Here is a 23,234-nt window from a genome sequence, read left to right as displayed (position 1 = left end):
CGCGGGTGAAGGAGAAAGGAACTCGCGTTCACGGCGGTCGGAGAACTTGCGGGAACTCCCGGACAGGACGAGAAGTTTTCTATTCCACGCCAATCCTTCTTGTTAGGGGGTTCGGTACGGGCAGGAAACGGACAGGAATCGCGCAGAGTGTCGGTGCCCGTGGCGGTGGGTTACCCGGACGGAGTAGTGGCGGTCGCCGTGTGGCCCAGGACACTGCGGCAGGCGGGTGTGCCGCGCCGTAACGCCTGCCCGCCCGTCTCAGCACGGCGATGACCAGCGGAATTGACGCGTTCCGGAGGGTGTCGAACTCCAAGATCACGACGGGGTAATGGCGGAGTTGATCACGCTCGGTCGCGAGATCCGCATGCGAAATTCCGAATAAGTGCCGGTGACGGAAAGCAACATCCGGTCGCGCTGCGTTCTTGCTTAGAAGACGGCCCGCGACCGTGTCAAGTTGCCGCCCATTAGGGGGCTCGTTCCCAGTGTCGTGCAACGAAAGCCCAGCTCGGTGCCGCTTTCGTCCGCTCGGTCGAGGGGGAGCGCCCCTACCTGTCAGAACGCCTTCCCCCAACGCGACAGGTCACCTGAACTCGGATAGGGGGTGTTGCGCTGCGCATCTGACTGAGTACTCTGCTCTCACCCCTCAAGATCATCGCTGTTGATAGTGTTGATCTTGCAGTGCTATCTTTCCGTCGCCAATTCGGGTGGTCGTGGAGCGTTGTGAAGCTGAAGAACGTGCCTGAGACGAATTACAAGACAATTCGTTCTCGGCTCACTGGTGTCGTGGTGGTTCCCAGCGTCGTCCTTCTGGCCATGTGGGCGCTGTTCTCGTCGTACACGGTGTTCGAGGGTCTCTACCTCCAGCTGGTCGCCTCCGGCGCGCGGGACGCGTCGATCCCCGCCGTGCAGTCCTTCGCGTCGCTGCAGAAGGAACGCGAGCTCAGCATGACGAGCCTGAGCCGTTCCGGCGCGACCTCGTCGGCGTTGCTCAAGCAGCAGCAGGACACCGACAAGGACGTCGAGAAGATGAAGGCGGCCTTCGGTGAGCTCGCCTCGCAGGCGCCGCAGGAGATCGTCGACGGCATCAACAAGCTCAACGGGCTGCTCGACCAGCTGCCGGACCAGCGCGAGCGCCTCGAGTCCGGCAACTCGTCCAAGGACGAGGTCTACCGCTACTACAACAGCGTGCTCGACGCCGGCGGCTCGCTGTTCGGCACGCAGGCCCGCATCGTGCCCGACGCCGAGACCGTGCAGGGCGCGCTGACCGCGTTGCAGGCCTTCCAGGCCTCCGACGCGATGTCGCGGGCCAGCTCGGTCGCCGCCGGTGCGATCGCGGCGGGCAAGTTCACGCCGGAGGAGCACCGCGAGTACGTCAACCTCGTCGGCGCGTACCACTTCACGCTGAACGTCATCGAGCCCGTCGCGCTGCCGGACGTGCGCGAGCACTACAAGCAGCTCACCGGCAGCGCGCCGTACCAGCAGCTGGTGACGTTCGAGAACCGCCTGCTGCAGAACTCGGAACGGCCCGTCGGGCAGCAGGTCACCCTGGCGGACTTCGAGAACGCCACCCGCGCGGTCTCGCAGGAGATCGTCACGATGGTGCAGGAGCAGTCCACCGGCGCCGTCAACATCGCCATGGCGAACGGCAAGGAGAAGTTCACCACCGTCCTCATCGGCTCCCTCATCGCCCTGATCGCGGTCATCGCCGGCATCTTCGTCGCCGTGCGCGTGTCGAACCGACTGGTCAACAAGGCGTTGATCGTCCGCCTGATCAGCCTGAAGAGCGACTCGCTGAAGCTCGCCCACGAGCGGCTGCCGGACATCGTCGAGCGGCTGCGCGACGGCAAGCACGTCGACGTCGCCGCCGAGGTCCCCGCGCTCGACTACGGCAACGACGAGATCGGGCAGGTGGCCGACGCGTTCAACGCCGCGCAGTACACCGCCGTCGCCGCGGCCGTGAAGGAGTCGCAGACCCGTGAGGGCGTGAACCGGGTCTTCCTCGACATCGCGCGCCGCAACCAGGGTCTCGTGCACCGCCAGCTCAAGATCCTCGACAAGCTGGAGCGCGAGGAGGAGAACCCCGACCACCTCGACGCGTTCTTCCAGCTCGACCACCTCGCGACCCGCGCCCGCCGCAACGCCGAGAACCTGATCATCCTGACCGGCGAGCAGCCGGGCAGGCAGTGGCGCAAGCCCGTGCGCATGCTCGACGTCGTCCGCGCCGCCGTCGCGGAGACCGAGCAGTACGCCCGCGTGAAGGTGAACCCGGTGCCCGAGGTCGCGCTGGTCGGCGCCGCCGTCGCGGACACGATCCACCTGATCGCCGAGCTCGTCGACAACGCGACGTCGTTCTCCTCGCCGCGCTCGCAGGTCGAGATCCACAGCAGCGAGGTGCCGCAGGGCCTCGTCATCGAGATCGAGGACCACGGCCTCGGCATCAAGCCCGAGGACCGCGAGCAGCACAACCAGATGCTGGAGGCGCCGCCGGACTTCGAGGCGATGAGGCTGCGCGGCGAGTCCCGCCTGGGCCTCTTCGTCGTCGCCCGGCTGGCCGCGCGCCGCCACATCCACGTCGAGCTGCGCGACTGCCCGTCCGGCGGCACCATCGCGCTGGTCCTGATCCCGTCCGAGCTGATCGTCGGCGAGGCGGGCGCGGTGGACCCCGCGGACTCGGTGCAGATGCCGAAGCCGACGTTCCGCCAGCAGACGATGCAGCAGGCCGCGCGCTCGCCCGAGGCCCTGGAGGCCGCGGTCCCGCTGCAGGGCGACCTGACGCACGAGTCCCTGCCGGCCGAGCGCCCCACCGAGACGTTCCAGCTGGACGAGTTCTGGGCCGGCAGGGCAGTGGGAAACGGCCACGCCCCAGACCCGGAAAGGGATCTGGACAGCAACAGCGGGCAGCTCGAGCTGCCCCGGGACGACCGCCAGGCAGGCGCCTGGCCGACCGACGACCCGGCGGAAGGTGAGACGACGCGCCAGAACGCCCGGCCCGAGCTGCCGCGCCGGAGGCGGCAGCAGCACCTCGTACCGCAGTTGGCCAACGACGACCTCCGGCCGATGCCCGAACTCGCGGAGTTCAACCCCGAGGAACGGGCGGAACGCACCCGCGACGGCATGGCCGCGTTCCAGCGGGGAACCCGTGACGCCCGCCAGGCCGACGACGTCGTGGAACCGTGATGACGAATACTGAAAGGGCTATTTCCGTGGACGACCTGACCAGCGGGCACCCCGAGCTCAACTGGCTGCTGGAGGACCTCGTCGCGAGAGTGGTCGGTGCCCGGCACGCGGTGGTGCTCTCCGCGGACGGCCTGCTGCTCGCCCACTCTCCCGAGCTCTCCAAGGACGACTCCGACCACCTCTCGGCGATGGCGTCGGCGTTCCAGAGCCTCGCTCGCGGCACCGGGAGGCACTTCGGAGGTGGGCAGGTCCGCCAGACCATCGTGGAGATGGAACGCGCGCACCTCTTCGTCACCGCGGCGGGACAGGGCGCCTGTCTCGCGGTGGTGGGCGACGAGGACGCCGACATGGGCATGATCGCCTACGAGATGAACATGCTCGTGAAGCGCGTAGGCGCCTACCTCTCCTCGGCACCCCGAACAATGGCCTCGCCGAGGATGCCCAACCCCCTCGGGTTGTCATGAGCAACTCCTCCGACTGGTGGTACGACGAGGCGGCGGGCCCCATGGTCCGCCCCTACGCCATGGTGAGCGGTCGCACCAGGCCCAAGCCCGCGGGCGAGGACCTGACCCTCACGACCCAGGTCCGGGCGCTGCGCACGACGACGGACCAGGGCACGCTCTCGGTCGAGCACCTGGAGATCATCAAACTCTGCCGGAAACCGCTTTCCGTGGCGGAGGTCGCCGCCTACCTGCACGCGCCGCTCGTCGTGGTGAAGGTGCTCCTGAGCGACCTCATCCAGCGCGGTGACGTCATCACCAGCAGCCCGTCCACGAAGGTGGTCCCGGTCGACATGAACCTACTCCAGAAGGTGCTCGATGGTGTCCGTGCAATCTGAGCAGGGCAGGGAAGAACTCTCCGTCCCCACCTCCGTGAAGATCGTCGTGGCCGGCGGCTTCGGCGTCGGCAAGACCACGATGGTCGGCGCGGTCAGCGAGATCACGCCGCTGCGGACCGAGGAACTGCTCACCGAGGCCGGCGAGGAGATCGACGACCTCTACGGCGTCGAGGGCAAGACCACGACGACGGTCGCCCTCGACTTCGGCCGCATCACGATCAACCCCGAACTGGTGCTCTACCTGTTCGGCACACCCGGCCAGGACCGCTTCTGGTTCCTGTGGGACGAGCTCGCCATCGGCTCGATCGGCGCCGTCGTCCTGGTCGACACCCGCAGGCTCGACGCGGGCTTCGGCGCGATCGACTTCTTCGAGCGCAGGGGCATCCCGTTCGTCGTGGCGGTGAACTGCTTCCAGGGCAGCCACACCTACACGACCGAGGAGCTGCGCGTGGCGCTGGACGTGCCGGACTCGGTGCCGCTGGTGCTGTGCGACGCCCGCGACCGCGAGTCGTGCAAGGCGGTGCTGGTCCGCGTGATCGAGCACGCGATGAACCGGCTCGACGTGATGGCCTGAAGCAGGCCCGCTGAAGCCCTTGGTGTGCCGCACACCAAGGGCTTCAGCCGTTCCTACGGCCTGATCTGCTCCAGCCGGCACCGGAACGGCCGCAGGATCGGCGGCACCTCCGTGAGCCGGTAGCCGGGCACCTGCTCCGGGTCCCTCGCGATGCCCGCCAGCGTCTCCGCCACGTACTCCAGGTGACTGCGGGTGTAGACGCGGCGCGGGATCGCGAGCCGCACCAGCTCGAACGGCGCGGGCGTGAGCAGCTCGCCGGACGGGTCGATGTCGCCGAGGTAGAGCGAACCGACCTCCGCACACCGGATCCCGCCCGCGAGGTACAGCTCCGACGCGAGCGCGTGGCCGGTGAACCGGCTCGGCGGGATGTGCGGCAGGAGCCGGGCCGCGTTGAGGTAGACCGCGTGCACGCCCGTCGGCCGCACACTGTCCACACCGGCCTCGCGCGCGCAGTCCGCGAGGTACGCCGTGGCGTCGGCGCGCTCGCGCAGGTACATCGGGTCGGTCACCTCGACCAGGCCCTGCGCGCACATGTCGAGGTCGCGGCCGGAGAGCCCGCCGTACGTGCTGAACCCCTCGGTCGCGATCAGCAGGAGTTCGCACTGCTTGGCCAGATCGGCGTCCTGCAGCGCGAGCATCCCTCCGATGTGGACGATGCCGTCCTTCTTCAGGCTCAGCACGCACCCGTCGGCGAGCCGGAACGCGAGCTTCGCGACCTCGCGCGGGCTGTGGCCGCGGTAGCGCTCCTCGCGCTGCGTCACGAGCCACGCGTTCTCGGCGAACCGGGCCGCGTCGAGGATGAACGGCACGCCGTGCTTGCCGCACAACGCGCGCACGGCCTCGAGGTTGGCCATCGACACCGGCTGGCCGCCACCGCCGTTGTTGGTGATCGTGATGAGCACCAGGCCGACGTCCTCGGGCCCGTCCAGCAACGCCTCCAGTGCGACGAGGTCGATGTCGCCCTTGAACGGCACGTCGCTGTCGAAGTCGGAGAAGGCCGGTGACGGGAGGTCGCGGACCACGCCGCCCGCCAGTTCCACGTTCGCCCGGGTGGTGTCGAAGTGCGTGTTGCTGACCGAGATCTGCCCGGGTTTGAGCAACGCGCTGAACAGGATGCGTTCCGCAGCGCGGCCCTGGTGCACGGGCAGGATGTGCTCGTACCCCGTGAGGTCCGAGGCCACCTCGCGGAACCGGAACCAGGAGCGCGAGCCCGCGTACGTCTCGTCGCCGCGCATGCCGGCGGCCTGCTGCTCCGCCGACAACGCTCCGGTGCCGGAATCGCTCAGCAGGTCGATCGTGACGTCTTCCGCCGTCAGGTTGAACTGGTTGTACCCGGCCTCGGAGTAGCGGCGTTCCCGGTGTTCGCGGGTGGTGATGGGAATGGGCTCGACGACCTTGATGCGGTACGGCTCCACGGCGGTGGCCTTTCTGGTGCAGCGCTAAGCGGATAGTGCTTTGGTGCGGGGCGGCGTGACGTCGTACGCCTCCGACGACAGGTAGACCGAGACACCGGGCTTCGGTCTGCCGAGCCGCAGCGACACGTGGGCGATCAGGCCGACGCCGTCCCCGAGCGGGCGTTGGACGAGGCTCGCCAGCGCCATCACGAACGGCGTCGTGTCGAGCCCGCACCTGGCCATGATCGCCAGGACGCGCTCGCACGCCTCCAGGTCGTCCTGCACGTAGTCGCGCACCGGGATGTAGAGGGAGTAGCCGCTGGGCCGTTCCGTGTCGCCGGACAGGAACGTGTAGCTCGACATCAGGGGACGCCGGGAGAACGGCCCCGTGCCGCCGCAGGCGAGCTCGCAGACGTCGGCGAGGATCGCCGGGTCGACCGCGGGCACCGCGGCCGCGGCGCGCACCACGTCCGCGACCACGGCGTCGTCGTGCGCGACGTAGGTCTTCACCCGCGCCCGGTCCTCCTCCATGAGGTCGAGGGCGAAGAAGGAGAACCGGTCGAGCCCTGCGCGCCGCAGCGCGTGCTCCTGCACGGCCGGCAGGGCCGCGCTCAGACCGAGGCGGGACAGCGCCTCGCCGACCAGTGCGGTCGCGCTCTCACGGCCGCGCACGTCGGGGTTGAGGTAGACCTTGACGGCGGGAGGCGCACCGGGCCCGACGATCAGCGAGTACCAGAACGCGAACGCGCCCTGCGGGTCTTCGGGCAGGAACAGGTCGCGGACCAGGTCGAGCTGCCGCAGCCGCACCTGGTGCCGTTCGGTCAGCCCGTCGAGCACCCGCAGCGCGGCGGTGACGTTGGCCTGCCGGCCGGGCTGCTCGGCGAGCGACTCGACGATCATGCGCACGGCGGGGGGTTCGTTTTGAGCCAAAGCCACCGAGAATTCGACCGGGGTGTGGTCGTCGGCGACCGATGAGGGCCAATGGGGAACCGCGGAGAGGGGAAGCCGGGAACCGGGGCCTAATGCTTCACCCAGCAGTTCTGTCGCGCTTTCGGCTGAGTTCGTTAAACCGACAGCGCGGAGCAGGTCGTGTAGTTGTCCAATGGCGAAATCGTGCAACGAGACGGATGGCGCGCTCAAGATGGGGCACTCCTGATCGGCCGGGGAATCAGGTCGGCTTGCAATCCCTGACGGGGTGGAATCGCACCGTGAATTCTCTCAAGCGGCCACATGTCCAGGTCAAGAGCCAAGGGGGTTGCATACGACACTCTCCACTGTGATGAAGATTGCACCACTCGGTCTATTGACTCGGGTGTTTGAGCCTGCCATTGAGCGCAATTGCGTCTGCGCGTATGGGTGTGCTATGTGCAACAGATGTCGGTTTCGCAGAGTAAGGTTTGTGTCGTTGGCGGCCGATATGGTAGCGAGATCCGCATCCCGCCCGTTTGTCCCGGTACAAAAGAAAACGGGGGCGCCCGCCGGAGCGAACACCCCCGTTCGGGGTTGTTTCGGGAACTGATCAGCCGCGCGACTTCGCGCACCGCGCTTTGCCCGGACAACTGCGGATCATGCGGACCGAAGGGGCCTCGTCGATCGTGGCGGGCGGATTCACCGCGCCTCCCGGCCACTGCACCGAGATCGCGATCGACGCCGCGTTGTTGTCGTAGTTCTTCTCCAGCAACGCGCGATCGGCGTTCACCACGTTCACGACGTCGTAGGTGCCGGACTTCACGTTCGTGAGGTCCAGCCACTGGAAGTCGACCTCGTACTTGTAGTCGTCGCCCGATCCGACGGAGATCCCGAACATCACGTCCAGTGCGGACGGGTTGTGGTGCTCGCACATGTGACCGCGAAGTCGTTGTGCCAGCTTGCCTTCCGGGCTCTCCGGGTCGGACGGCCGGTGCTCCAGGTCGTCCGACACCGTGTACCGGTCGCCGATGCAGAAGCCGTTCTTGCGGTCCGTCACGACCACGCCGCCGTCGGGTGTGCGCAGCTGGAAGTACTCGAAGTTGAGCAGGTGCCAGTGCGTGTGCGTCGGCGCGGGCTCGTAATAGGCGCTGGAACTGGTCTCGCGCCCGGCCTCGTTGTACGACCCGGCGATCGAACCGTCCACACCGGACTGAACCGCCTGCCGGACCCTCATCGTGGGGGTGGCGGTGCTGTCGCGGTGCGCGTGCAGCAGCAGCGGGCCGTCGCCGACGTTGTCGATCGAGGTGGTGAACCGCAGGCGCACGGCCTGGGCCCTGCCACCGCGGTTCATGCACTTGCCACGCGGCGCCGAGGCGTCCTCCACGAGGCAGACGTCCCAGGCGCGGCACAGCAGCGGCGCGCCGTCGTGCCCGCCGGGACAGCCGATGGGCGCCTGGCGGAGATCGGGCAGCAGCGGGGCCGGATCGGCCTGGACGTGCTGCGAGGAGACCAAGTTGACCGCGGTGATCGTCAGTGCTGCGATCACCGCGCCGATTCTGCTGACCATGCGGTGTCCTCCTGGGTCGAGGAACTCCTGGCGTCGCGCAGGAGTGCGTCCGTCACGGAGTTGGACAGCTCGACGCTCGAGTTCCAGCTCGTGACGTTGGGGTAGACGTGGGCCGTGGTGGCGAGCCGCAGCCGGGTGCCGGGCACCTCGACGGGCGGGCGCTGCGCGAGATATCCCAGCGGGTACACCGGTTCGACGAACGGCGCCTTGAACACGCGCACCTCGTCGACGTCGTCCGGCGTCAGTCCCTCGTGGATGCTCAGCAGCTGCTCGGTCCAGCGGCGGGCGATGCTGTCCGAGTCCTCGCGGTACAACGCCGACTCGCGGTCCGTGTAGTGCATGACGTACACGAGGTGCCGGTCGCCGTAGCGCTCCGAGCCGGTGAGCGGCGTCATCTCGATCACGCCGTCGAAGTCCGTGCCCGAGCGGATCACGGGTGCCCAGTAGTGGCCGGACAAAGGCTTGCGCAGGAAGAACAACGCGTTGACGACACCCTGGTACGGCAGCCGGACCTCCGGCAGCCGCGGCGCGAGGTCCGGGTCTGCGATGGACCGCAGCGCGGGCAGCGGGACCGTGGAGACGGCGTGGTCCGCCTCGATCGTCTCGCCGTCGATCAGCGTGACCAGCACGCGGTCCTGCGAGGCCTCCAGCCTGCCGACGGGAGCGGAGGTCCGGACCTCGCCGCCGTGCGCCTCGATGGACGCCTGAAGCGCGTCGATCACGCTCTTGTAGCCACCGGCCGGGTAGCCGCGCACCGACTCGTTGCTCTCGCGGCCCAGGCGCTGCCACACGTAGAGCGCGGGCACGTCGCCGAACGCGGAGCCGAACTTCGCGCCGAACAGAGGAGCGAGCAACAGCTCCCAGATCCTGTCGCCGTACAGGCCGCGCAGCCAGTCCTCGGTGCGCAGGTTGTCGAGGTCCTTGCCCTTGCCCAACCGGCGCAGCAGCACCGAGACCACGCCGAAGCGGATCCGGTCCGCGAAGCTCAGCGGGCGGAACCCCAGCAGGTCGAGCGCCGAGTTGAACGAGCGGTGCTCGCCCTCGACGACCATGCCCATGGTGGTGGGGTTCCACTGGACGCTCTCGCGCAGGCCGACCTCGTCCAGCAGCGCCAGCAGGGCCGCGTCGGTCGGCATCACGCAGTGGTAGAAGCGTTCCACGGAACGGCCCTGCGAGGTGAAGAACGTGCCGAGGCCGCCGAGCTGGTCACTGGCCTCGAGGAGGGTCACGGCGAGGCCCTCGCGGGCGAGCCGGTGGGCGGTGGCGAGGCCGCAGATGCCCCCGCCGACGACGACAACGCGCTGGGGCATCAGAGCTTCCGGAACGGAACGGGCGCGAGGCGGTCACGCGTGAGCAGGAGCAGGTACTGCTTGAGCGTGCGACCGAGCCGGAGCTTGCTGGCGCCCGGCTTGCGGTCGTAGCGCAGGTGCAGCGGGATCTCGCTGACGATCGGCCCGCAGTGCCGCAGCTTCAGCAGCAGCTCGACCATGCAGGCGAACCCGCGTTCCTCGACGAGGCGCTCACCCCAGTGCGCGGCGGCCCGGCGCAGCAGGCTCACCCGGTACGCGCGGAAGCCGCTCGTGAAGTCCTGGACGCCGTCGAAGTGCAGCACCTTGCCGAACACGACGCGGGCACCGCGCGAGAGCAGCCGCCGCCACTGCGGGGCCGTCGAGTCGTCGCCGCCCGCGACGAACCGGGAGCAGATCACGACGTCCGCGCCGGCCTTGACCTCGGCCAGCATCGCGGGGAACACACCGGGGTCGTGCGTGTCGTCGGCGTCCATGACGATCAGGACGTCGTCGGGCGCAGCCTCGGCGAGCGCGGCCATCAGTCCTGATTGGACGGCCTGACCCAGGCCGAGGTTGACCGGATGCGTCACCAGCCGGACGTCGAGCCCGCGCACGTCCGCCGTGCAGGCCCCGGTGCCGTCGGACGAGCCGTCGTCGACGACCCAGACCGTGATCCGGGGGGCGAGGTCGGTGCCCGCGATGCGCGCCAGCAGCGACGGGAGCGCCACGGCCTCGTTGTAGGCGGGCAGGACGACGTGGACGTCGCCGCACGTGCTGATCGGTTTCTGCACGATGGCGACGGGCTCACCGGCCGAATGCCGGATGCCGTGTTCGTCGACTCTCACTCTGGCGCCCCCTCTTCGGTGGCTCGTGGTTGGTGGCGTGAATTATTGACACCGCGTGCTAAAGCTTGGAGGCGGCCCTGGGTGAGTTCAGGGCAGGAACAACGTCGAAACCTCACCATTCGCGTTCACGCGTGACACCGAAGAGGGATATTGATACCTGAAGAGATGATTTCTCAGCGCTCATTCACTCTTTCGTGCACTCTCGCGGCTCTAACTCCTTCGATCGGATGATCTTCCATGAGGCGATTCTCGGCGGTTGCCGTTCCAGCAGACCCGCTCCTCACCCACGAGGCTGAGCTCCTGCGGCCCGCGCAACGGCCCCTCAAGCCGTCCTCCGTGGGCCGCGACGTGCTCAGCCGGGTGAACGCGGTCGCTGTCCTGCTCGCCTTCGCGGACCTCGCGGCGCTCGCCGTGGTGTGCGTGCGGCACGGCCTGGGGTGGGGCTGGAGCACCGCGGTCGTGGCCTCGGTGGTCACGATCAGGGGGACGTGGCGGCTCTACCGGCGGCGGCTGTGGCTGTCGTGGTTGCAGGACCTGCCCCGGTCCGCCGCGAGCACCGCGCTGGCCTTCGCGCTGCTGTCCGGCGCGGGCCTGGTCGGCGGCTCCGACCAGGCCGCCCTCTCCGGCGCGCAGTGGGCGATGATCGAGTTCGCGCTGGTCATCGAGCCCGTGAGGTGGGCGGTCTTCGCGTTCGGGCGGTGGTGCCGGCGCCGGTTCGACCGCTGCGACCGCACGATCATCGTCGGAGCGGGCGAGGTCGGCGTGAACCTCGCCAAGACCATGCTGGAGCACCCCCAGTTCGGCTTGCGGCCCGTCGCGTTCGCCGACTCCGGGCCCGATCCCGACCGGCGGCCGCCGCTGCTCGAGGTGGTCGAGGGCGACCTGGCCGACGCGATCGTCCGGCTCAAGGCGGGCACCGTCGTGCTCGCGTTCTCCCACACCCGCGACTCACCGCTGGTCGAGGCCGCGATCACCGCGCACCGGCTCGGCTGCTCGACGCTCGTCGTGCCCCGCATGTACGAGCTGCACCCGGACGGCCCCGGCATCGAACGGCTGCGCAGCTACCCGCTGATGCGCCTCGGCACCGCGCCGACCAGCAGGCCGACCTGGTGGATCAAGCGCGCCGCCGACCTCGTGCTGGCGGCGTTCGCGCTGGTCGTGCTCTCGCCGGTGATCGGGCTGTGCGCGCTCGCGGTGCTGGTCGAGAGCGGCCGGCCGCTGTTCTTCCGGCAGGTCCGCGTGGGCATGGACGACCGCACGTTCACGCTCTACAAGATCCGCAGCGTCCGGCAGACGGGTGAGGACGACTCGCAGTCCACGTGGTCGGTCGTCGGCGACTCGCGGGTCGGGCCGGTCGGCCGGTTCCTGCGCCGCACGTCGCTCGACGAGCTGCCCCAGTTGTGGAACGTGCTGCGCGGCGACATGTGCGTCGTCGGGCCACGCCCGGAGCGTCCCGGTTTCGTTCGCGAGTTTTCCGCTATTCACGAGCTATATTGGGCGCGCCATCGCGTTCCGACCGGCTTGACGGGACTCGCTCAGGTGCACGGACTGCGAGGTGACACTTCCATCGCCGACAGGTCTCGGTACGACAACTACTACATCGCGAATTGGTCGTTGTGGCTTGACCTGAGGATTCTACTGATGACAGCGGGTGAGTTGTGTTGTCGGAGAAATCGCTGATTCGTCGATTCGCCGTTGTCGCCCTCGTACTTCTTTCGAGTGCATGTGCGGTCAGCGCCGCCGAGTCGGACCCGATCATCACGGGGCCGATCCCGAAGGCCCTGGCCCCCTGCGCCTGGTGGTACGGCATCGGCGACTCGCCCTCGGCGTGGGAGATCAGAGCCGCCGCGAAGCACTACGACGTCGTGGTGCTCAACGCGTGGGAGACGGCCGCCATGCGGAAACTCCACGAGCTCAACCCCAAGGTCAAGGTGCTGGTTTACAAGGACTTCTCCAGCACCCGCAACTACAACGGCGCGGTCGAGGGCGACCGCGACGCCCAGTACCTGCCGACCGGGATCGGGTACAACGCCGCGGAGCGCACGCCGGGGTGGTTCGCGATCAGCACGCTCGGGCAGCGCATCGAGTGGGACGGCTACCCGAAGCACTGGCAGATGACGGTGTGGGACCCGGCCTACCAGAAGGCCTGGGCGGACGCCGTGGTCAGCGAGGTGCTGCGCGAGGGCTGGGACGGCGTGCTGGCGGACAACGACTTCAGCTCCCTCAAGTACTACTCGCCGTCCGTGATCGCGGGCACCGCCGACGCCGCGGGCTCGGACCGGCTGCTGCGCGACGGCCTCGACGGCATGCTCGAACTGACCGGCGACGCCCTGGAGAAGGCGGGGAAGATGCTCGTCCCCAACGTCTCGGAGTCGCAGCTGACACCGGGGCGGTGGTCGGCGCACTCCCGGTACGCGGGCGCGATGGAGGAGAACTTCGGCCTGCGGGGCGACGACGGCACCGGCGAGCTGATCACGTTCCAGGGCAACCAGTTCAAGGAGCAGCGCGCCCAGGCCGCGCTCGGCGAGTCGTGGCTGCTGCTGATCACGCACACGAAGTCGGACAGGGAGGAGCGGGTCGGGTACGCCTCGGCCGCGCTCCTCGCGAGTCCGCACACCTGCTGGACCAGGGCCCAGCCCGACTACAAGAACCCGTACTGGTCGACGTACCAGGACGCGCGGCTCGGCGAGGCGGTCGAGACGGCGAACCGGCTGCCGAGCGGGGTGTGGAACCGCCGCTACTCTAACGGCTGGGTGGCCGTGAACCCGACGAAGACGTCCGTGCTGCTGACGCCTCCGCCGGGCCTCGTGACGCTGCGCGGCGAACCGGTGCCGCCCCAGCTCGACCTGCCGGCCGCCGACGCCGTGGTGCTGGTCAACGGTCCGCGGCGGTGAGCCTGCGGTAGAGGTCGAGGTGCCTGCGGGCGCAGACCTCCGGGGTGAACCGCTCCCGTGCCCTCGTGGCGAGCCGGTCCCCGGTGCTCGCGGGATCGGGATCCGCGAAGAGCTCCTTCAGCCGTGCGGCGAGCGCGGGCACGTCACCGGGCTTCGGGCAGTCGTCGCCGGGGATGCCCAGCATGTCCGCGACCCCGCCGGTGTCGGTGGCGACGACGGGTTTGCCCGCCGCCATCGCCTCCGCGACCACGAGCGGCTGCTGCTCCATCGTGGACGGCAGCACCAGGGCGTCGTGGCCGAGCAGCAGTTCGGGGACGTCGCCGCGGAACCCCAGGAACCGGACCCTGTCCCCGAGACCCCTGCGCGTGACGCGGCCCTCCGCCTGAGACCTTTGTGGACCGTCGCCGACGATCGTGAGCGTCGCGTCCCGCGGCATTGTGGTCTCGAGCGCGTCCAGCAGGTCCAGCAGACCTTTGCGCTCGACGAGCAGGCCCACGAAGATCAGTTTGCGCACCGGCCGGGCGGGCGGGTTCGCGGCGCCGACCTCCACGCAGTTGTCGATGTGCGTCATGCGGTGCGGTGGCACGTAGAGGCGTTCGCGCAGGAACCTGCCCATCTCCCTGGCGGGGACGACCGTGCGGTGCACGACGCGGGCGACGGCGGCGTCGGCGGCCAGCACCGCCCTGGTGTAGGCCGGGGGAGGGGTGGCGCCGCGGACGTTGCGGAACCACGGCTCGGCCACGTCGTCCGGCACGCCGTGGTAGGTGTGCACGATCTTGGTGCCGGTGGTGGCGAGAGGCGCGCTGACCAGTCCTGAGCGGCGGTCCTGGGCGTGCACGAGGTCCGGGCGCCACGCCTTGATGGCCGCGCGGGCCTGCCTCGCGGCGGCCATGTCCCCCTTGCGCACGACCAGGGTCTCTTCGAAGAACGGGTCGATCAGCTCGGCGCCGCGCCTCGGCCGCGGGCCGAAGACGCGCACCTCCGCCTCACCCGACTCGGCCAGCGCGGCGGCCAGGCGCACCGTCACGTCCACCGGGCCACCGCTGTCCTGGGTGAGCAGGTAGGCGATCCGTGTCATCGTCGTCCTTCCTCGGTGACGAGCCTCGCGGTGAGCGTCACGATCTGGTCGGTCATGCGGTCGCGGTCGAACAGGGTCTCGGCCCTCTGCCGGCCCCGTTTCCCCTCCGCCGCGGCGAGTTCGGGGTCGGCGAGCCTCAGCGCAACCGCTTGCGCCAACGCCTTCACGTCGCCGGGGGGCACCACTTCGCCCGCGTCGCCGATGCTCTGCGCGACTCCCTCGACGTCGAACGCGACGACCGGGCGCCCGCACGCCATGGCTTCCAGCGGCACCAGCGCCATGCCCTCGGCGCGGGACGGCAGGACCACGACGTCGGCCTCGGCGTAGTGGGTGTGGACGGCGTCGCTGTGGCCGTGCCAGCGCACGTGGGGGTGGTGCCGTGCTTGCAGTTGTGCCGCCATCGGACCGTCGCCGACGATCAGCAGTTCGGCGTCCGGGACCTTCCCGAGCACGTGGGGCCAGGCTTCCAGCAGCAGGTCCTGGCCCTTCTGGTGGGCCAGCCTGCCGACGCACACCGCCGTGGGGGTGTCGTTCGTCTTGGCCCGCGGGGTCAGCCTTCCGGTGTCGACGCCGTTGCAGACGACCTCGGCTCGTGCGGTGACCTCGGCTTCCCGGCCGGCCTTCAGCTCGTCGTCGCTGACGCAGAGGAGCAGGCTCGTCCAGCGGGAGGCCTGCGCTTCCCAGAACCGGCAGGCCCTGCTCAGCACTCCGGTGGCGACGCGGAACGACCACAGGTGCGGCTGGAAGATCGTGGGGACGCCGTTGCGCACGACGAGCCTCGCCAGACCGGCTTTCGAGCTGTGCAGGTGGACGACGTCCGGGTTCAGCCGCCGCAGGATCTTCCGCAGGGCCCTGAGTTCCAGCGCGGTGCGGGGCCCGGGGCTGCGGGTCGCCTGCCAGGGGAGCAGTGGGATCCCGGCTTTGTGAGCTCGTTCCGGCAGCCATCCCGTGTCCGGGCAGGCGATGCTGACGTCCCAGCCCCGTTCCCGCTGGGCCCTGGCGAGGGCCAGGACCACGACGGCGACACCGGCCTCGACCGGCTGCGTCACGTGGACGATCTTCACGCGCGCTCCTTCAGTCCGATGAGGACGGTGCGGTTCAGGGGGAGGGTGATCGCGCAGTAGGCGGTGAGCAGCACGAGCCCGGTGGTGACGAGGCCCGCGAGGCCGGTGCTGCCGGGCAGGAGGACGCTGATGGCCCAGCACGCCGCCGCCGCGCCGCCGACGCTCGAGATCGCCCGTACCGGGAAGGGGAACGCGAGGCCGTTGCGCCGGAGCACCAGCCAGGTCACCGGGACCAGCAGCCACACGACGGTCACCTGGGTGATCGCGACCGCCGCCGGGCCGTGCCCGGTGGTGAACACCAGCGCGGTCAGCAGCAGGACGAGGTGGGTGGCTTCGAGGGCGAGGTACTGGCGGGCGTGGCCGGCGGCCCTGATCACCTGGTACCAGACGTGCAGCAGGCCGAGACCGAACCCGTAGCCGCAGAGGAGGGCGAGGAGCCGTGCCGCGCCGGCCCACTGCTCGCCGAGGACCACGATCCCGTGGGCGGACAACGCGACCGTCGTGTAGAGGCCGCCGGTGATCACCAGCGTTGCGGTGGTGAAGCGCCCCAACGTGTTCGGGAGCTGGTCGGACCGTCCACTCCGGACGAGTTCGGCGCAGATCGGGAACAGCACCCCGCCCAGCACGACCGCGATCATGATGTACGGCACCCAGGCGATGCGGAAGGCGAGGCTGTAGCCGCCCACCGCCTGCGGCCCGAGCACGTGCCCGATCGCGAGGTAGTCGACGTTGATCAGCAGCACCGCGATCAACGCCCCCGGCCCCACGACCACCAGCCAGCGGGTCGCCTCCGCCGCGGCGTCGCGGTCCCACACCGGACGGATCCGCGCTCCGGCCACGGCGGCCAGCACGGGCTGGGCGACCGCGGTGCACAGCAGGCCCCAGACGAGTGCCGAGGGGCCGGTTCCCTGCGCTGCCAGCGTGACGGTGACCGCGGCGCCGAGGAGCATGCCGCCCGCGTCGGGGAGCATGCGGCGCCGAAAGTCGAGGTCCCGGTGCATCAACGCCATCTGCACCCCGCCCGCCGCGGTGAACGGCAGGGTGAGCGCCGCGAGCCGCAGCATCCCGGCCGCGTCCGGAGCCCCGAGCGCGGCGGCGAGCGGGCCGGCGGTGGCGACGAGCACCGCGGCGAGCACCGCGCCCGCCGCGACGCTCATCGTGAGCACCGTTCCGGCCGTGGTGAGGGGATCGCGGGTCGTGCGGCTGACGATGTCGTAGACACCCATCGCCTGGACGACCTGGCCGATGTTGACGATCGACACGACCAGGGCCACCGCGCCCAGATCGGCCTCGGTGAGGAACAGGGCGAGCGCGAGGGTCACCACGATCTGGCTGCTCTTGCTCACCAGGTTGACCGCGAAGAGCCACAGCGACCCCCGCACCGCCACGTCCGTCATGCGGCGCGCCGGACGTGCCGCACCGCGAACACCGCGAGCACCAGCCACGCCGCCACCAGCGCCACCCCGTCCAGCGTGACGCTCGCCCGCGCGCCGAGCAGGCTCTTGACGACCGTGTCGACGAAGTACAGGTGCGCGAACGGAACCACGACCAGCAGTGCGGCGACACCGGCCCACCGCCAGTGGCTGTCCTTGCGCCGCCTCCATGCCACCACCGCGAGCGCCACCAACGCCGGAACCGCGATCAACACGTCCCCCGGCTGGTGCACGAGCGCCACCACGATGCCGAGGCACACCAGCAGATCCGCCGCCGGGGTGCCGTTCTCGGTCCGGTCGAGCCGGCGAGCGAGCAGTGCCGTCACCGCGAGAACTCCGCACAGCGCCAGCAGTTCCGCGGCGGGCGGCAGCCAACCGGTCGTGCGGAAGAACACCGCGGGCAGGTCGACGCGCTGCGCCGTCATCGAGTCGACCGCGCCGTACCCGGTGCTGCTCGCCCATTCGAGGTTGCGGGAGATGACGTCGAGGAACTCCCTGACCCCACCACCTCGGACGACCAGCAACGCCGCCACGGGAAGGCTGGCCAGCGCCGCGATTCCGGTTCCCAGGAGCGCGACCCTGCGGTCACCGCGCACGAACAGCAGCACCGCCAGCGGAAGCCCGAACTGCGGCTTCAACCAGGCCAGCGCCAGTGCCGCGGCCGCCCACCCGGGACTCCTCGTGCGCACCAGCAACGCCCCGGCCACGCTGACCGCGATCAGCGGGTTGACCTGGCCGATGTACATCTGCGCCTTGCCGACCTGGCTCGTCACCAGCAGCGTGGCGATCACGACGCCGCCCGCGACGACCGGCAGCCGGGCGCCGTTCGCGGCCATGACCGCGAGGCCGACGAGCAGCACCAGGCACGCCAGGGCGAACGCCACCGCGCCCACCCGGTACTCCGGCAGTGCGAACGGCAGGTGCAGCACCAGGTGGTAGGGCTGGTAGAGGTTGAAGTTCTGCCGCACCGGCCAGTGGTCGAACATCACCGCCGGGTCGTACGGGTTGCCGCCGCCCAGGAACTCGCGGACGGGGAAGTAGAGCGCGTCCCGGAAGTCCTGCATGCGTTCTTCGGGGAGGTTCTGCTCCGTGGGGAGCGGGACCTCCCACGAGGGCTTGAGGGCGCGGAACGCGCTGAGGGCGCCGGCGAGGGCGACCAGGGCGACGCCGAGGGTCCTGGCGAGGCCCGCCCGGTCGGTCGTGGCGATCATTCCGGCATCACCGCCACCACGACGGCGGCCGAGGCGAGCGCGACGACCGCGGCCAGCACCGCGAAGCCCACCGCGGCGAGCACCGCGGGGATGCTGTCGCTGCGCAGGAGCGCCGCCCAGCGCGAGGAGAGCGTCACGCCAGCACCACCGCCACCAGCACCGAGGACGCGGGCAGCACCGCCAGCGCCGTGGCCAGGTCACCGCGCCGCGCCCGGTCACCGGACGCGACGGCGATCACCGCCGTGCCGTCCGCAGGCTCGGAGGCCTTGTCCGGCAACGCCCGCGCGAGCGCCTCCGCCCGCTCCACCAGCGACGGGCTCACCGGCAGCACCCGCACCGGCCGTGCCGCCGCCACGCACAGCGCCGCGAGCCGCTCGGTCAGGCCGGGGTCGTCATCGGCGGCCACGACGACCGGGTGGCCGATCCCCGCGGCGGCGAGCGACGTCCGGACGTTGCCCCGCAGGCGGCGCAGCGCCACCACGGCGACTCCCGCGATCACCGCGGCGACCAGGGCGAGTCCGGTGGCGAGGCGCCAGTCCGGAGACACCTGCGTGGTCTCGGGGCGCGGGTCGACCAGGCGGAAGCGGGCGGCCGGGGCGAGCAGGTCCGCCTCGACCACGGCCCGCGCCACCGCCGTGACCGCCGCCGAGGCGTGGTCCGCGGAGTCCGCGCGCACCGAGATGCGGGCCACGCCGGACGCCGGGACCAGCTCGACCGCGATGGCGTCGGCCAGGCGCTCGGGCGTCGTGCCCGCCGCCCCGGCCGCCGCGTCCAGCACGGACGGGCTGCGGACCAGTTGCACCACGGCCGGTGCGGCGAGCGAGGTGACCTCGCCGAACTGGGCGCTGTCGGCCGCGACGGGGGTCGCGAGCAGCGTCAGCCTTCCCTCGGTCACGCCGTCGCGCATCGCCACGGCCAGCAGCACGGCCGCGCCGACCAGCACGGCGGCCAGCACGCCTTCCAGCACAGCTCTGGGAGCCTTCATCGTCCCTCCAGGACGGTACGAAGCAGTTCGTCGTAGGACTTCATCAACGTGTGCGCGTCGGCCGAGCCGTCGTGCGAGGCGGCCACCGAACGCGCCGCGGGGGACTGGAGCAGGCCGCGCAGCGCCTTCGCGGTCCGCGCGGGGTCGCGGCGGGGCACCAGGACCCCGCCCCCGCCGGACAGCACCTCGCGCACACCGTCCACATCGGACGCGACGACGGGCCGGCCCGCCGCGAGCGACTCGAGCAGCGCGATCGGCATGCCCTCCCAGTCGCTGGTGAGCACGGTGACGTCGGCCGCCTCCAGCAGGTCGCGCACGTCGGTGCGGGTGCCCAGGAAGCGGACCCGGCCGTCGGCGCGCGACTCCAGTTCGGAACGCAGGCTGCCGTCGCCCGCGAGCCACAGCTCGGCGTCACCGGGGACCTGGGCCCACGCGTCGAGCAGCACGTCGTGCCGCTTCTGCGGTTCCAGCCGGGCCGGGCACAGCGCGACCGGCACGTCCGGAGGCGTTCCGAGCCGGGCGCGCACGGTCGCGCGGCCGGCCGACGGGGGAGTGGGGAACACGGCGTTCGGGATCACGACCACGGACCGGAGTCCGGCGCCGGTCAGCTTGGCCGCGGCGGCGGAGGCGACGGCCACGACCGTCGACGACACCCGGTTCAGCACCCGCACCGCACCGGGCACGTCCGCCTCGGCCACGCCGTGGAACACCGTCACGACGGGCCTGCGCGCGGCGGCGAGCCGGGCGACGAGCGAGGCGGAGACGTTGTGCGCCAGCACGACGTCGGGCCGGAAGCGGCGCACGGCCACCCGGACCGCCCACGTCGCGCGCAGCACACCGAGCGGCGAGCGGCGCGCCACCGGCACGTCGAACGTGGGAACACCACCGGCCCGCACCGGCTCGAGGCGGAACCCGGGGCCGCTCGCGACCGCGGACTCCCAGCCGACGTCGCCGCCCGCGAGGGCCATGCCGGCCACGAGCGCCTCCGCGCCGCCCGCGCCCATCTCGCTGATCACGTGGAGAACGCGCATCGACTCTCCTTCAGTGAACGCTGCTCGATCGCGACGGCGAGGGCGACGAGCGACCACAGCGGCAGGTAGTACTGCTCGGACAGGAAGATCGAGGCGATCAGCACGGCGATCAGCGCCGCCTGCACGGCGACGGCCTCACGCCGGTCCGCCCCGCGGCGCAACGCCCGTTCGCTCGCCACGAAACCGATGGCGACGAACGCGATCAGCAGCGCGAAGCCGGGAACGCCGAGCTCGGCGGCGACCTCTAGGAACATGTTGTGCGCCACCGGGGTCTGCTCGTCGATCTCCGCGTTGTGCCCGGCCGCCGCGTACTCCTGGCGGAACCCGCCGGGCCCGACCCCCAGCACCGGGTCGTCGGCCAGCATCCGGGAGGCCGCCTGCCACCGCAGCACCCTGGTGTCGGCGTTGGTGCCCGCGATGTGGCTCTTCTCCTGCAACGCCCGTGACAGCTCGGCCTGCGCGGCCGAGGCGAACACCAGTGCCGCCACGCCCGCGACGGCGGCCGTCACGGCCACCGCGCGCACCGGGATGCCGCGCCGGGCGACCAGCCACACCAGCGCGCACGCCAAGGCGAGCCCGCCGCCCCGGGAGAACGTCGCCGCGGCACCGGCCACGAGCACCGCGCCCAGCACCAGCGACACGACCCGCGACCGGCCGCGAGCGGGGAGCGCGACCAGCAACGGCAACGCCGCCACGAGGAAGAACGCCAGGTCGTTGGGGTCCTCCACCGGCCCGGTGGCGCGCAGCGACCCGCCCACCAGGCTCAGCAACCCGCCCGCGGCCGCGACGACCGCGCCGGCGACCGCCGCCGCGAGGAGCGCGCGGACCGGCACCTCCCGCGCGGCCACATCGGCGAGCACCACCGCGATGACCAGGAACGGCAGCCACCGCACCAGGTACTCCAGCGTGAACGGCTCGGCCACGTGCACCGCGGAGGTCGCGAGCAGCACCACGGCCAGCAACGCGATCACCAGGTGCAGCGGGTGCGGCGCGGGCAGCCGCCGGTGCCGGTACAGGGAGAACAGCCACACGCCGATCAGCAGAGCGGGCACGACCTTGGCCGACTGCCCGTGCACCTGCAGCAGGTACCCCTCCAGCGGGGCCAGTGCGACCGTGCCGCAGGCGAGGACGCGCAGCAGGACCGTCAGCCACATGCGACGGGATCCCGTTCGCGCAACCGGGAACCCGTGACGCGCTCGACGTGCTCGCCGGTGCCGACGACGTCGAAGTGCCTGCGCAGCAACGACAAAACCCACCCGAGCAGCGCGACCTTCTCGGCGCCGGGCACGGCCATGCCGGGGAAGAACTCCATCCCGGGCGCCTCGGTGCCGGACAGCACGTCGGTCGGGTGCAGCAGCAACGACGGGGAGACCCTGCGCGCCAAGCACAACCGCAGCGCCGTGCGGAAGTAGCCGCGGGCCAGCCGGGGCGAGATCTGGTGCAGCTGCAACAGGTAGGCGCCGTGGATCGGCACCCGCAGCAACGGCATGGTCGTCACCGGCAGCTCGACGACCCCGTTGCCGCGCCAGCGGAACGCCGTGTTGGGCGCCTTGACCTTGCCGAACCCGCCGAACAGGTCCTCGCCGCCGTCGGTCGATCCGGCGGTCCGGTTGTGGTAGGCGCGGGCTAGCGGGCCGATCCACGTCGGCAGCACGCTGGCGTCGTAGACGTACCCGCGCCGCGCGAGCACGTCGAGCAACGCGGGCGTGACGCTGTAGCCGGGCCCGCGGAACCCGACGGGTCGCGGCGCCCCGGCGGCCATGATCGCCTCCTCGGCGCGCATGACCTCCTTCTCGACCTCCTCGTCGGAGAACCGGTGCAGCCACGGCTGGTGCCAGAACGAGTGGTTCGCGATCTCGTGCCCCGCGGTCACGAGCGACGACACCGCCTCGGCGCCGTCGTCGCGTTCCGCGTCCGCGCCGACGACGAAGACCGTGGTGGTCAGGCGCTGTTCGCCGAAGACGTCCAGCAGCCTCGGCACCGCGGACGGCAGGAAGCTCGGCCTGCTCTCCCAGCGCGGGTCGCCGTGCGTGCGCAGGTACGCCCAGAGGTTGTCGAGGTCCAGCGACACGCTGGCGACGGGCTTCACCGCTCACCTCTGGCGGACACGAGCTCGGCGGCGGGCCTGCGCGCGGCGGACCCGAGCACCAGCACACCGGACACGACGAGCAGGATCCCCAGCGCGACCCACCACTCGCGGCCGGGCGTGATCCGGTCGCCCATCACCGCGAGCCCGGCGGCCGCCCCGAGCACGACGCTGGTCGCGTCCATCGACGCCACCGCGGAGGTGGCCGAACCGCGCTGCAACGCCGTCGCGAGGCACGCCTGCCCGACGAACGCGGCGATCACCATCACCCACGTGAGCGGGTGCAGCACCAGGTCGAGCAGCGGCTTGCCGGAGACGTTGCGCGCGGCCACCGCCACGACGGCGAACGCGACACCGGCGAGCACCGGCGTCAGCGTTTTGAAGACCCGTGCCAGTGGCAGCACCGCGAGCGTCAGCACCCCCAGCACGGCCAGCGCCGGCACCAGCGGGAGCTCACGGGCCTCGGACGGCGCCGCGGCACCCGTCAGCAACAGCAGGCCGCACGCCATCACCGCCAGCACCGCGATCTCGACGTGCCGGATCCGCCAGCCGAGCAGCAGCACGCCGATCACGGTGGCGAGGCCGACCGCGGACGACGAGCCCGCCTGCACCAGGTACAGGGGGAGTTCCTCGCGAGCCAGGAACGCGAACAGGAAACCGCCGACCTGACCGGTGAAACCCAGCAGGTACAGGCGATCCGAGGCGAGGCGGGCGAGCAGCCCCACCCCGGCGCCGGGACGTTCATCGGCCCTCCGCGCGGCGACGGTCTGCGCGACTATCCCCAGGCCGTACAGGACAGTGGACACAGCGAGTGCCAGATGACCGGACATGAGCGCGCACACTACGACACGCTTGTGCC

21 protein-coding genes are annotated in these 23,234 nt (G+C 70.8%); 6 read left to right on the top strand and 15 right to left on the bottom strand.

The annotated features are described in order from the left end of the window. Nucleotides 1-783: 783 nt before the first annotated feature. The 4 genes from ND450_RS19260 to ND450_RS19245 are packed head-to-tail and all read left to right on the top strand — an operon-like array spanning nt 784 to nt 4,589. On the top strand, nt 784-3,177 hold the full coding sequence (locus ND450_RS19260; RefSeq protein WP_253327447.1) for a nitrate- and nitrite sensing domain-containing protein: 2,394 nt from the start codon (nt 784-786) through the stop codon (nt 3,175-3,177). Nucleotides 3,178-3,203: 26 nt separating this feature from the next. Further along, nucleotides 3,204-3,641 carry a roadblock/LC7 domain-containing protein gene (locus tag ND450_RS19255; RefSeq protein ID WP_253327446.1) on the top strand — a complete coding sequence of 146 codons (438 nt, stop codon included), beginning with the start codon at nt 3,204-3,206 and terminating at the stop codon, nt 3,639-3,641. Further along, a complete protein-coding gene (locus ND450_RS19250) occupies nt 3,638-4,015 on the top strand; it encodes a DUF742 domain-containing protein (RefSeq protein ID WP_089919434.1) in 378 nt (125 codons plus the stop codon). Before ND450_RS19255 ends, ND450_RS19250 begins: the two co-directional genes overlap by 4 nt. Continuing rightward, a complete protein-coding gene (locus ND450_RS19245) occupies nt 3,996-4,589 on the top strand; it encodes an ATP/GTP-binding protein (protein WP_089919432.1) in 594 nt (197 codons plus the stop codon). Before ND450_RS19250 ends, ND450_RS19245 begins: the two co-directional genes overlap by 20 nt. Nucleotides 4,590-4,642: 53 nt before the next feature. Here the strand turns inward: ND450_RS19245 and ND450_RS19240 are convergent, their stop codons facing one another. The 5 genes from ND450_RS19240 to ND450_RS19220 all read right to left on the bottom strand — a co-directional run bounded on the left by ND450_RS19240 (nt 4,643) and on the right by ND450_RS19220 (nt 10,593). After that, nucleotides 4,643-6,004 carry a tryptophanase gene (locus ND450_RS19240; protein WP_253327445.1) on the bottom strand — a complete coding sequence of 454 codons (1,362 nt, stop codon included), beginning with the start codon at nt 6,002-6,004 and terminating at the stop codon, nt 4,643-4,645. A gap of 24 nt (nt 6,005-6,028) precedes the next feature. After that, entirely contained in the window at nt 6,029-7,102 is a 1,074-nt protein-coding gene (locus tag ND450_RS19235) for a tryptophan dimethylallyltransferase family protein (protein ID WP_305885229.1), read from the bottom strand. A 400-nt stretch (nt 7,103-7,502) separates the two neighbouring features. Next, the gene (locus ND450_RS19230; protein WP_253327444.1) at nt 7,503-8,459 is read right to left on the bottom strand and encodes a lysyl oxidase family protein; all 957 of its coding nucleotides are present in this window, start codon (nt 8,457-8,459) and stop codon (nt 7,503-7,505) included. Continuing rightward, nucleotides 8,435-9,769, bottom strand: coding sequence for an NAD(P)/FAD-dependent oxidoreductase (locus tag ND450_RS19225; RefSeq protein ID WP_253327443.1), 1,335 nt, complete (start codon nt 9,767-9,769; stop codon nt 8,435-8,437). The genes ND450_RS19230 and ND450_RS19225 overlap by 25 nt, the downstream gene beginning before the upstream one ends. Beyond that, nucleotides 9,769-10,593, bottom strand: a complete 825-nt coding sequence (locus tag ND450_RS19220; protein WP_253327442.1) for a glycosyltransferase — start codon at nt 10,591-10,593, stop codon at nt 9,769-9,771. The genes ND450_RS19225 and ND450_RS19220 overlap by 1 nt, the downstream gene beginning before the upstream one ends. A gap of 237 nt (nt 10,594-10,830) precedes the next feature. On the opposite strand from ND450_RS19220, the gene ND450_RS19215 reads away from it, so the two are divergent. Next, nucleotides 10,831-12,273 carry a sugar transferase gene (locus ND450_RS19215; RefSeq protein WP_253327441.1) on the top strand — a complete coding sequence of 481 codons (1,443 nt, stop codon included), beginning with the start codon at nt 10,831-10,833 and terminating at the stop codon, nt 12,271-12,273. Then, complete coding sequence (locus ND450_RS19210) at nt 12,252-13,487, top strand: putative glycoside hydrolase family 15 protein (protein ID WP_371927731.1); 1,236 nt, start codon at nt 12,252-12,254, stop codon at nt 13,485-13,487. The genes ND450_RS19215 and ND450_RS19210 overlap by 22 nt, the downstream gene beginning before the upstream one ends. On the opposite strand, the gene ND450_RS19205 is transcribed toward ND450_RS19210, so the two are convergent. Genes ND450_RS19205 through ND450_RS19160 form a run of 10 tightly spaced genes read right to left on the bottom strand, consistent with a single transcriptional unit; the run spans nt 13,468 to nt 23,205 of the window. Beyond that, complete coding sequence (locus ND450_RS19205; RefSeq protein WP_253327439.1) at nt 13,468-14,565, bottom strand: glycosyltransferase family 4 protein; 1,098 nt, start codon at nt 14,563-14,565, stop codon at nt 13,468-13,470. The two genes, ND450_RS19210 and ND450_RS19205, sit on opposite strands and share 20 nt — an antisense overlap. Beyond that, a complete protein-coding gene (locus ND450_RS19200; protein WP_253327438.1) occupies nt 14,562-15,629 on the bottom strand; it encodes a glycosyltransferase in 1,068 nt (355 codons plus the stop codon). Before ND450_RS19200 ends, ND450_RS19205 begins: the two co-directional genes overlap by 4 nt. Next, the gene (locus ND450_RS19195) at nt 15,626-17,074 is read right to left on the bottom strand and encodes an oligosaccharide flippase family protein (protein ID WP_253327437.1); all 1,449 of its coding nucleotides are present in this window, start codon (nt 17,072-17,074) and stop codon (nt 15,626-15,628) included. Before ND450_RS19195 ends, ND450_RS19200 begins: the two co-directional genes overlap by 4 nt. Then, nucleotides 17,023-18,273, bottom strand: coding sequence for a glycosyltransferase family 87 protein (locus tag ND450_RS19190; RefSeq protein WP_253327436.1), 1,251 nt, complete (start codon nt 18,271-18,273; stop codon nt 17,023-17,025). Before ND450_RS19190 ends, ND450_RS19195 begins: the two co-directional genes overlap by 52 nt. Then, nucleotides 18,270-18,410: a hypothetical protein gene (locus ND450_RS19185; protein WP_253327435.1), complete on the bottom strand. Its 141-nt coding sequence runs from the start codon at nt 18,408-18,410 to the stop codon at nt 18,270-18,272. The genes ND450_RS19190 and ND450_RS19185 overlap by 4 nt, the downstream gene beginning before the upstream one ends. Further along, nucleotides 18,407-19,258, bottom strand: a complete 852-nt coding sequence (locus ND450_RS19180) for a hypothetical protein (protein ID WP_253327434.1) — start codon at nt 19,256-19,258, stop codon at nt 18,407-18,409. The genes ND450_RS19185 and ND450_RS19180 overlap by 4 nt, the downstream gene beginning before the upstream one ends. Then, nucleotides 19,255-20,289 (bottom strand): glycosyltransferase, encoded by a 1,035-nt coding sequence (locus tag ND450_RS19175; protein WP_253327433.1) that lies wholly within the window; start codon nt 20,287-20,289, stop codon nt 19,255-19,257. The genes ND450_RS19180 and ND450_RS19175 overlap by 4 nt, the downstream gene beginning before the upstream one ends. Beyond that, nucleotides 20,271-21,443 carry an O-antigen ligase gene (locus ND450_RS19170; protein WP_253327432.1) on the bottom strand — a complete coding sequence of 391 codons (1,173 nt, stop codon included), beginning with the start codon at nt 21,441-21,443 and terminating at the stop codon, nt 20,271-20,273. The genes ND450_RS19175 and ND450_RS19170 overlap by 19 nt, the downstream gene beginning before the upstream one ends. After that, complete coding sequence (locus ND450_RS19165; protein ID WP_253327431.1) at nt 21,434-22,378, bottom strand: polysaccharide deacetylase family protein; 945 nt, start codon at nt 22,376-22,378, stop codon at nt 21,434-21,436. The genes ND450_RS19170 and ND450_RS19165 overlap by 10 nt, the downstream gene beginning before the upstream one ends. Beyond that, nucleotides 22,375-23,205, bottom strand: a complete 831-nt coding sequence (locus ND450_RS19160) for a hypothetical protein (RefSeq protein ID WP_253327430.1) — start codon at nt 23,203-23,205, stop codon at nt 22,375-22,377. Before ND450_RS19160 ends, ND450_RS19165 begins: the two co-directional genes overlap by 4 nt. Nucleotides 23,206-23,234 lie beyond the last annotated feature (29 nt).

Origin of the sequence: Lentzea sp. HUAS12 (genome assembly GCF_024125735.1) — a bacterium.
GTDB lineage: Bacteria > Actinomycetota > Actinomycetes > Mycobacteriales > Pseudonocardiaceae > Lentzea > Lentzea albida.
This window is presented reverse-complemented; position numbering and strand designations above follow the sequence as displayed.

Coding starts and splice junctions, on each gene's coding strand:
- ND450_RS19250 (WP_089919434.1), top strand. CDS start 3,638: ATGAGCAACTCCTCCGACTGGTGGTACGACGAGGCGGCGGGCCCCATG.
- ND450_RS19245 (WP_089919432.1), top strand. CDS start 3,996: ATGGTGTCCGTGCAATCTGAGCAGGGCAGGGAAGAACTCTCCGTCCCC.
- ND450_RS19230 (WP_253327444.1), bottom strand. CDS start 8,459: ATGGTCAGCAGAATCGGCGCGGTGATCGCAGCACTGACGATCACCGCG.
- ND450_RS19225 (WP_253327443.1), bottom strand. CDS start 9,769: ATGCCCCAGCGCGTTGTCGTCGTCGGCGGGGGCATCTGCGGCCTCGCC.
- ND450_RS19215 (WP_253327441.1), top strand. CDS start 10,831: ATGAGGCGATTCTCGGCGGTTGCCGTTCCAGCAGACCCGCTCCTCACC.
- ND450_RS19205 (WP_253327439.1), bottom strand. CDS start 14,565: ATGACACGGATCGCCTACCTGCTCACCCAGGACAGCGGTGGCCCGGTG.
- ND450_RS19190 (WP_253327436.1), bottom strand. CDS start 18,273: ATGATCGCCACGACCGACCGGGCGGGCCTCGCCAGGACCCTCGGCGTC.
- ND450_RS19180 (WP_253327434.1), bottom strand. CDS start 19,258: ATGAAGGCTCCCAGAGCTGTGCTGGAAGGCGTGCTGGCCGCCGTGCTG.
- ND450_RS19175 (WP_253327433.1), bottom strand. CDS start 20,289: ATGCGCGTTCTCCACGTGATCAGCGAGATGGGCGCGGGCGGCGCGGAG.
- ND450_RS19170 (WP_253327432.1), bottom strand. CDS start 21,443: ATGTGGCTGACGGTCCTGCTGCGCGTCCTCGCCTGCGGCACGGTCGCA.
- ND450_RS19160 (WP_253327430.1), bottom strand. CDS start 23,205: ATGTCCGGTCATCTGGCACTCGCTGTGTCCACTGTCCTGTACGGCCTG.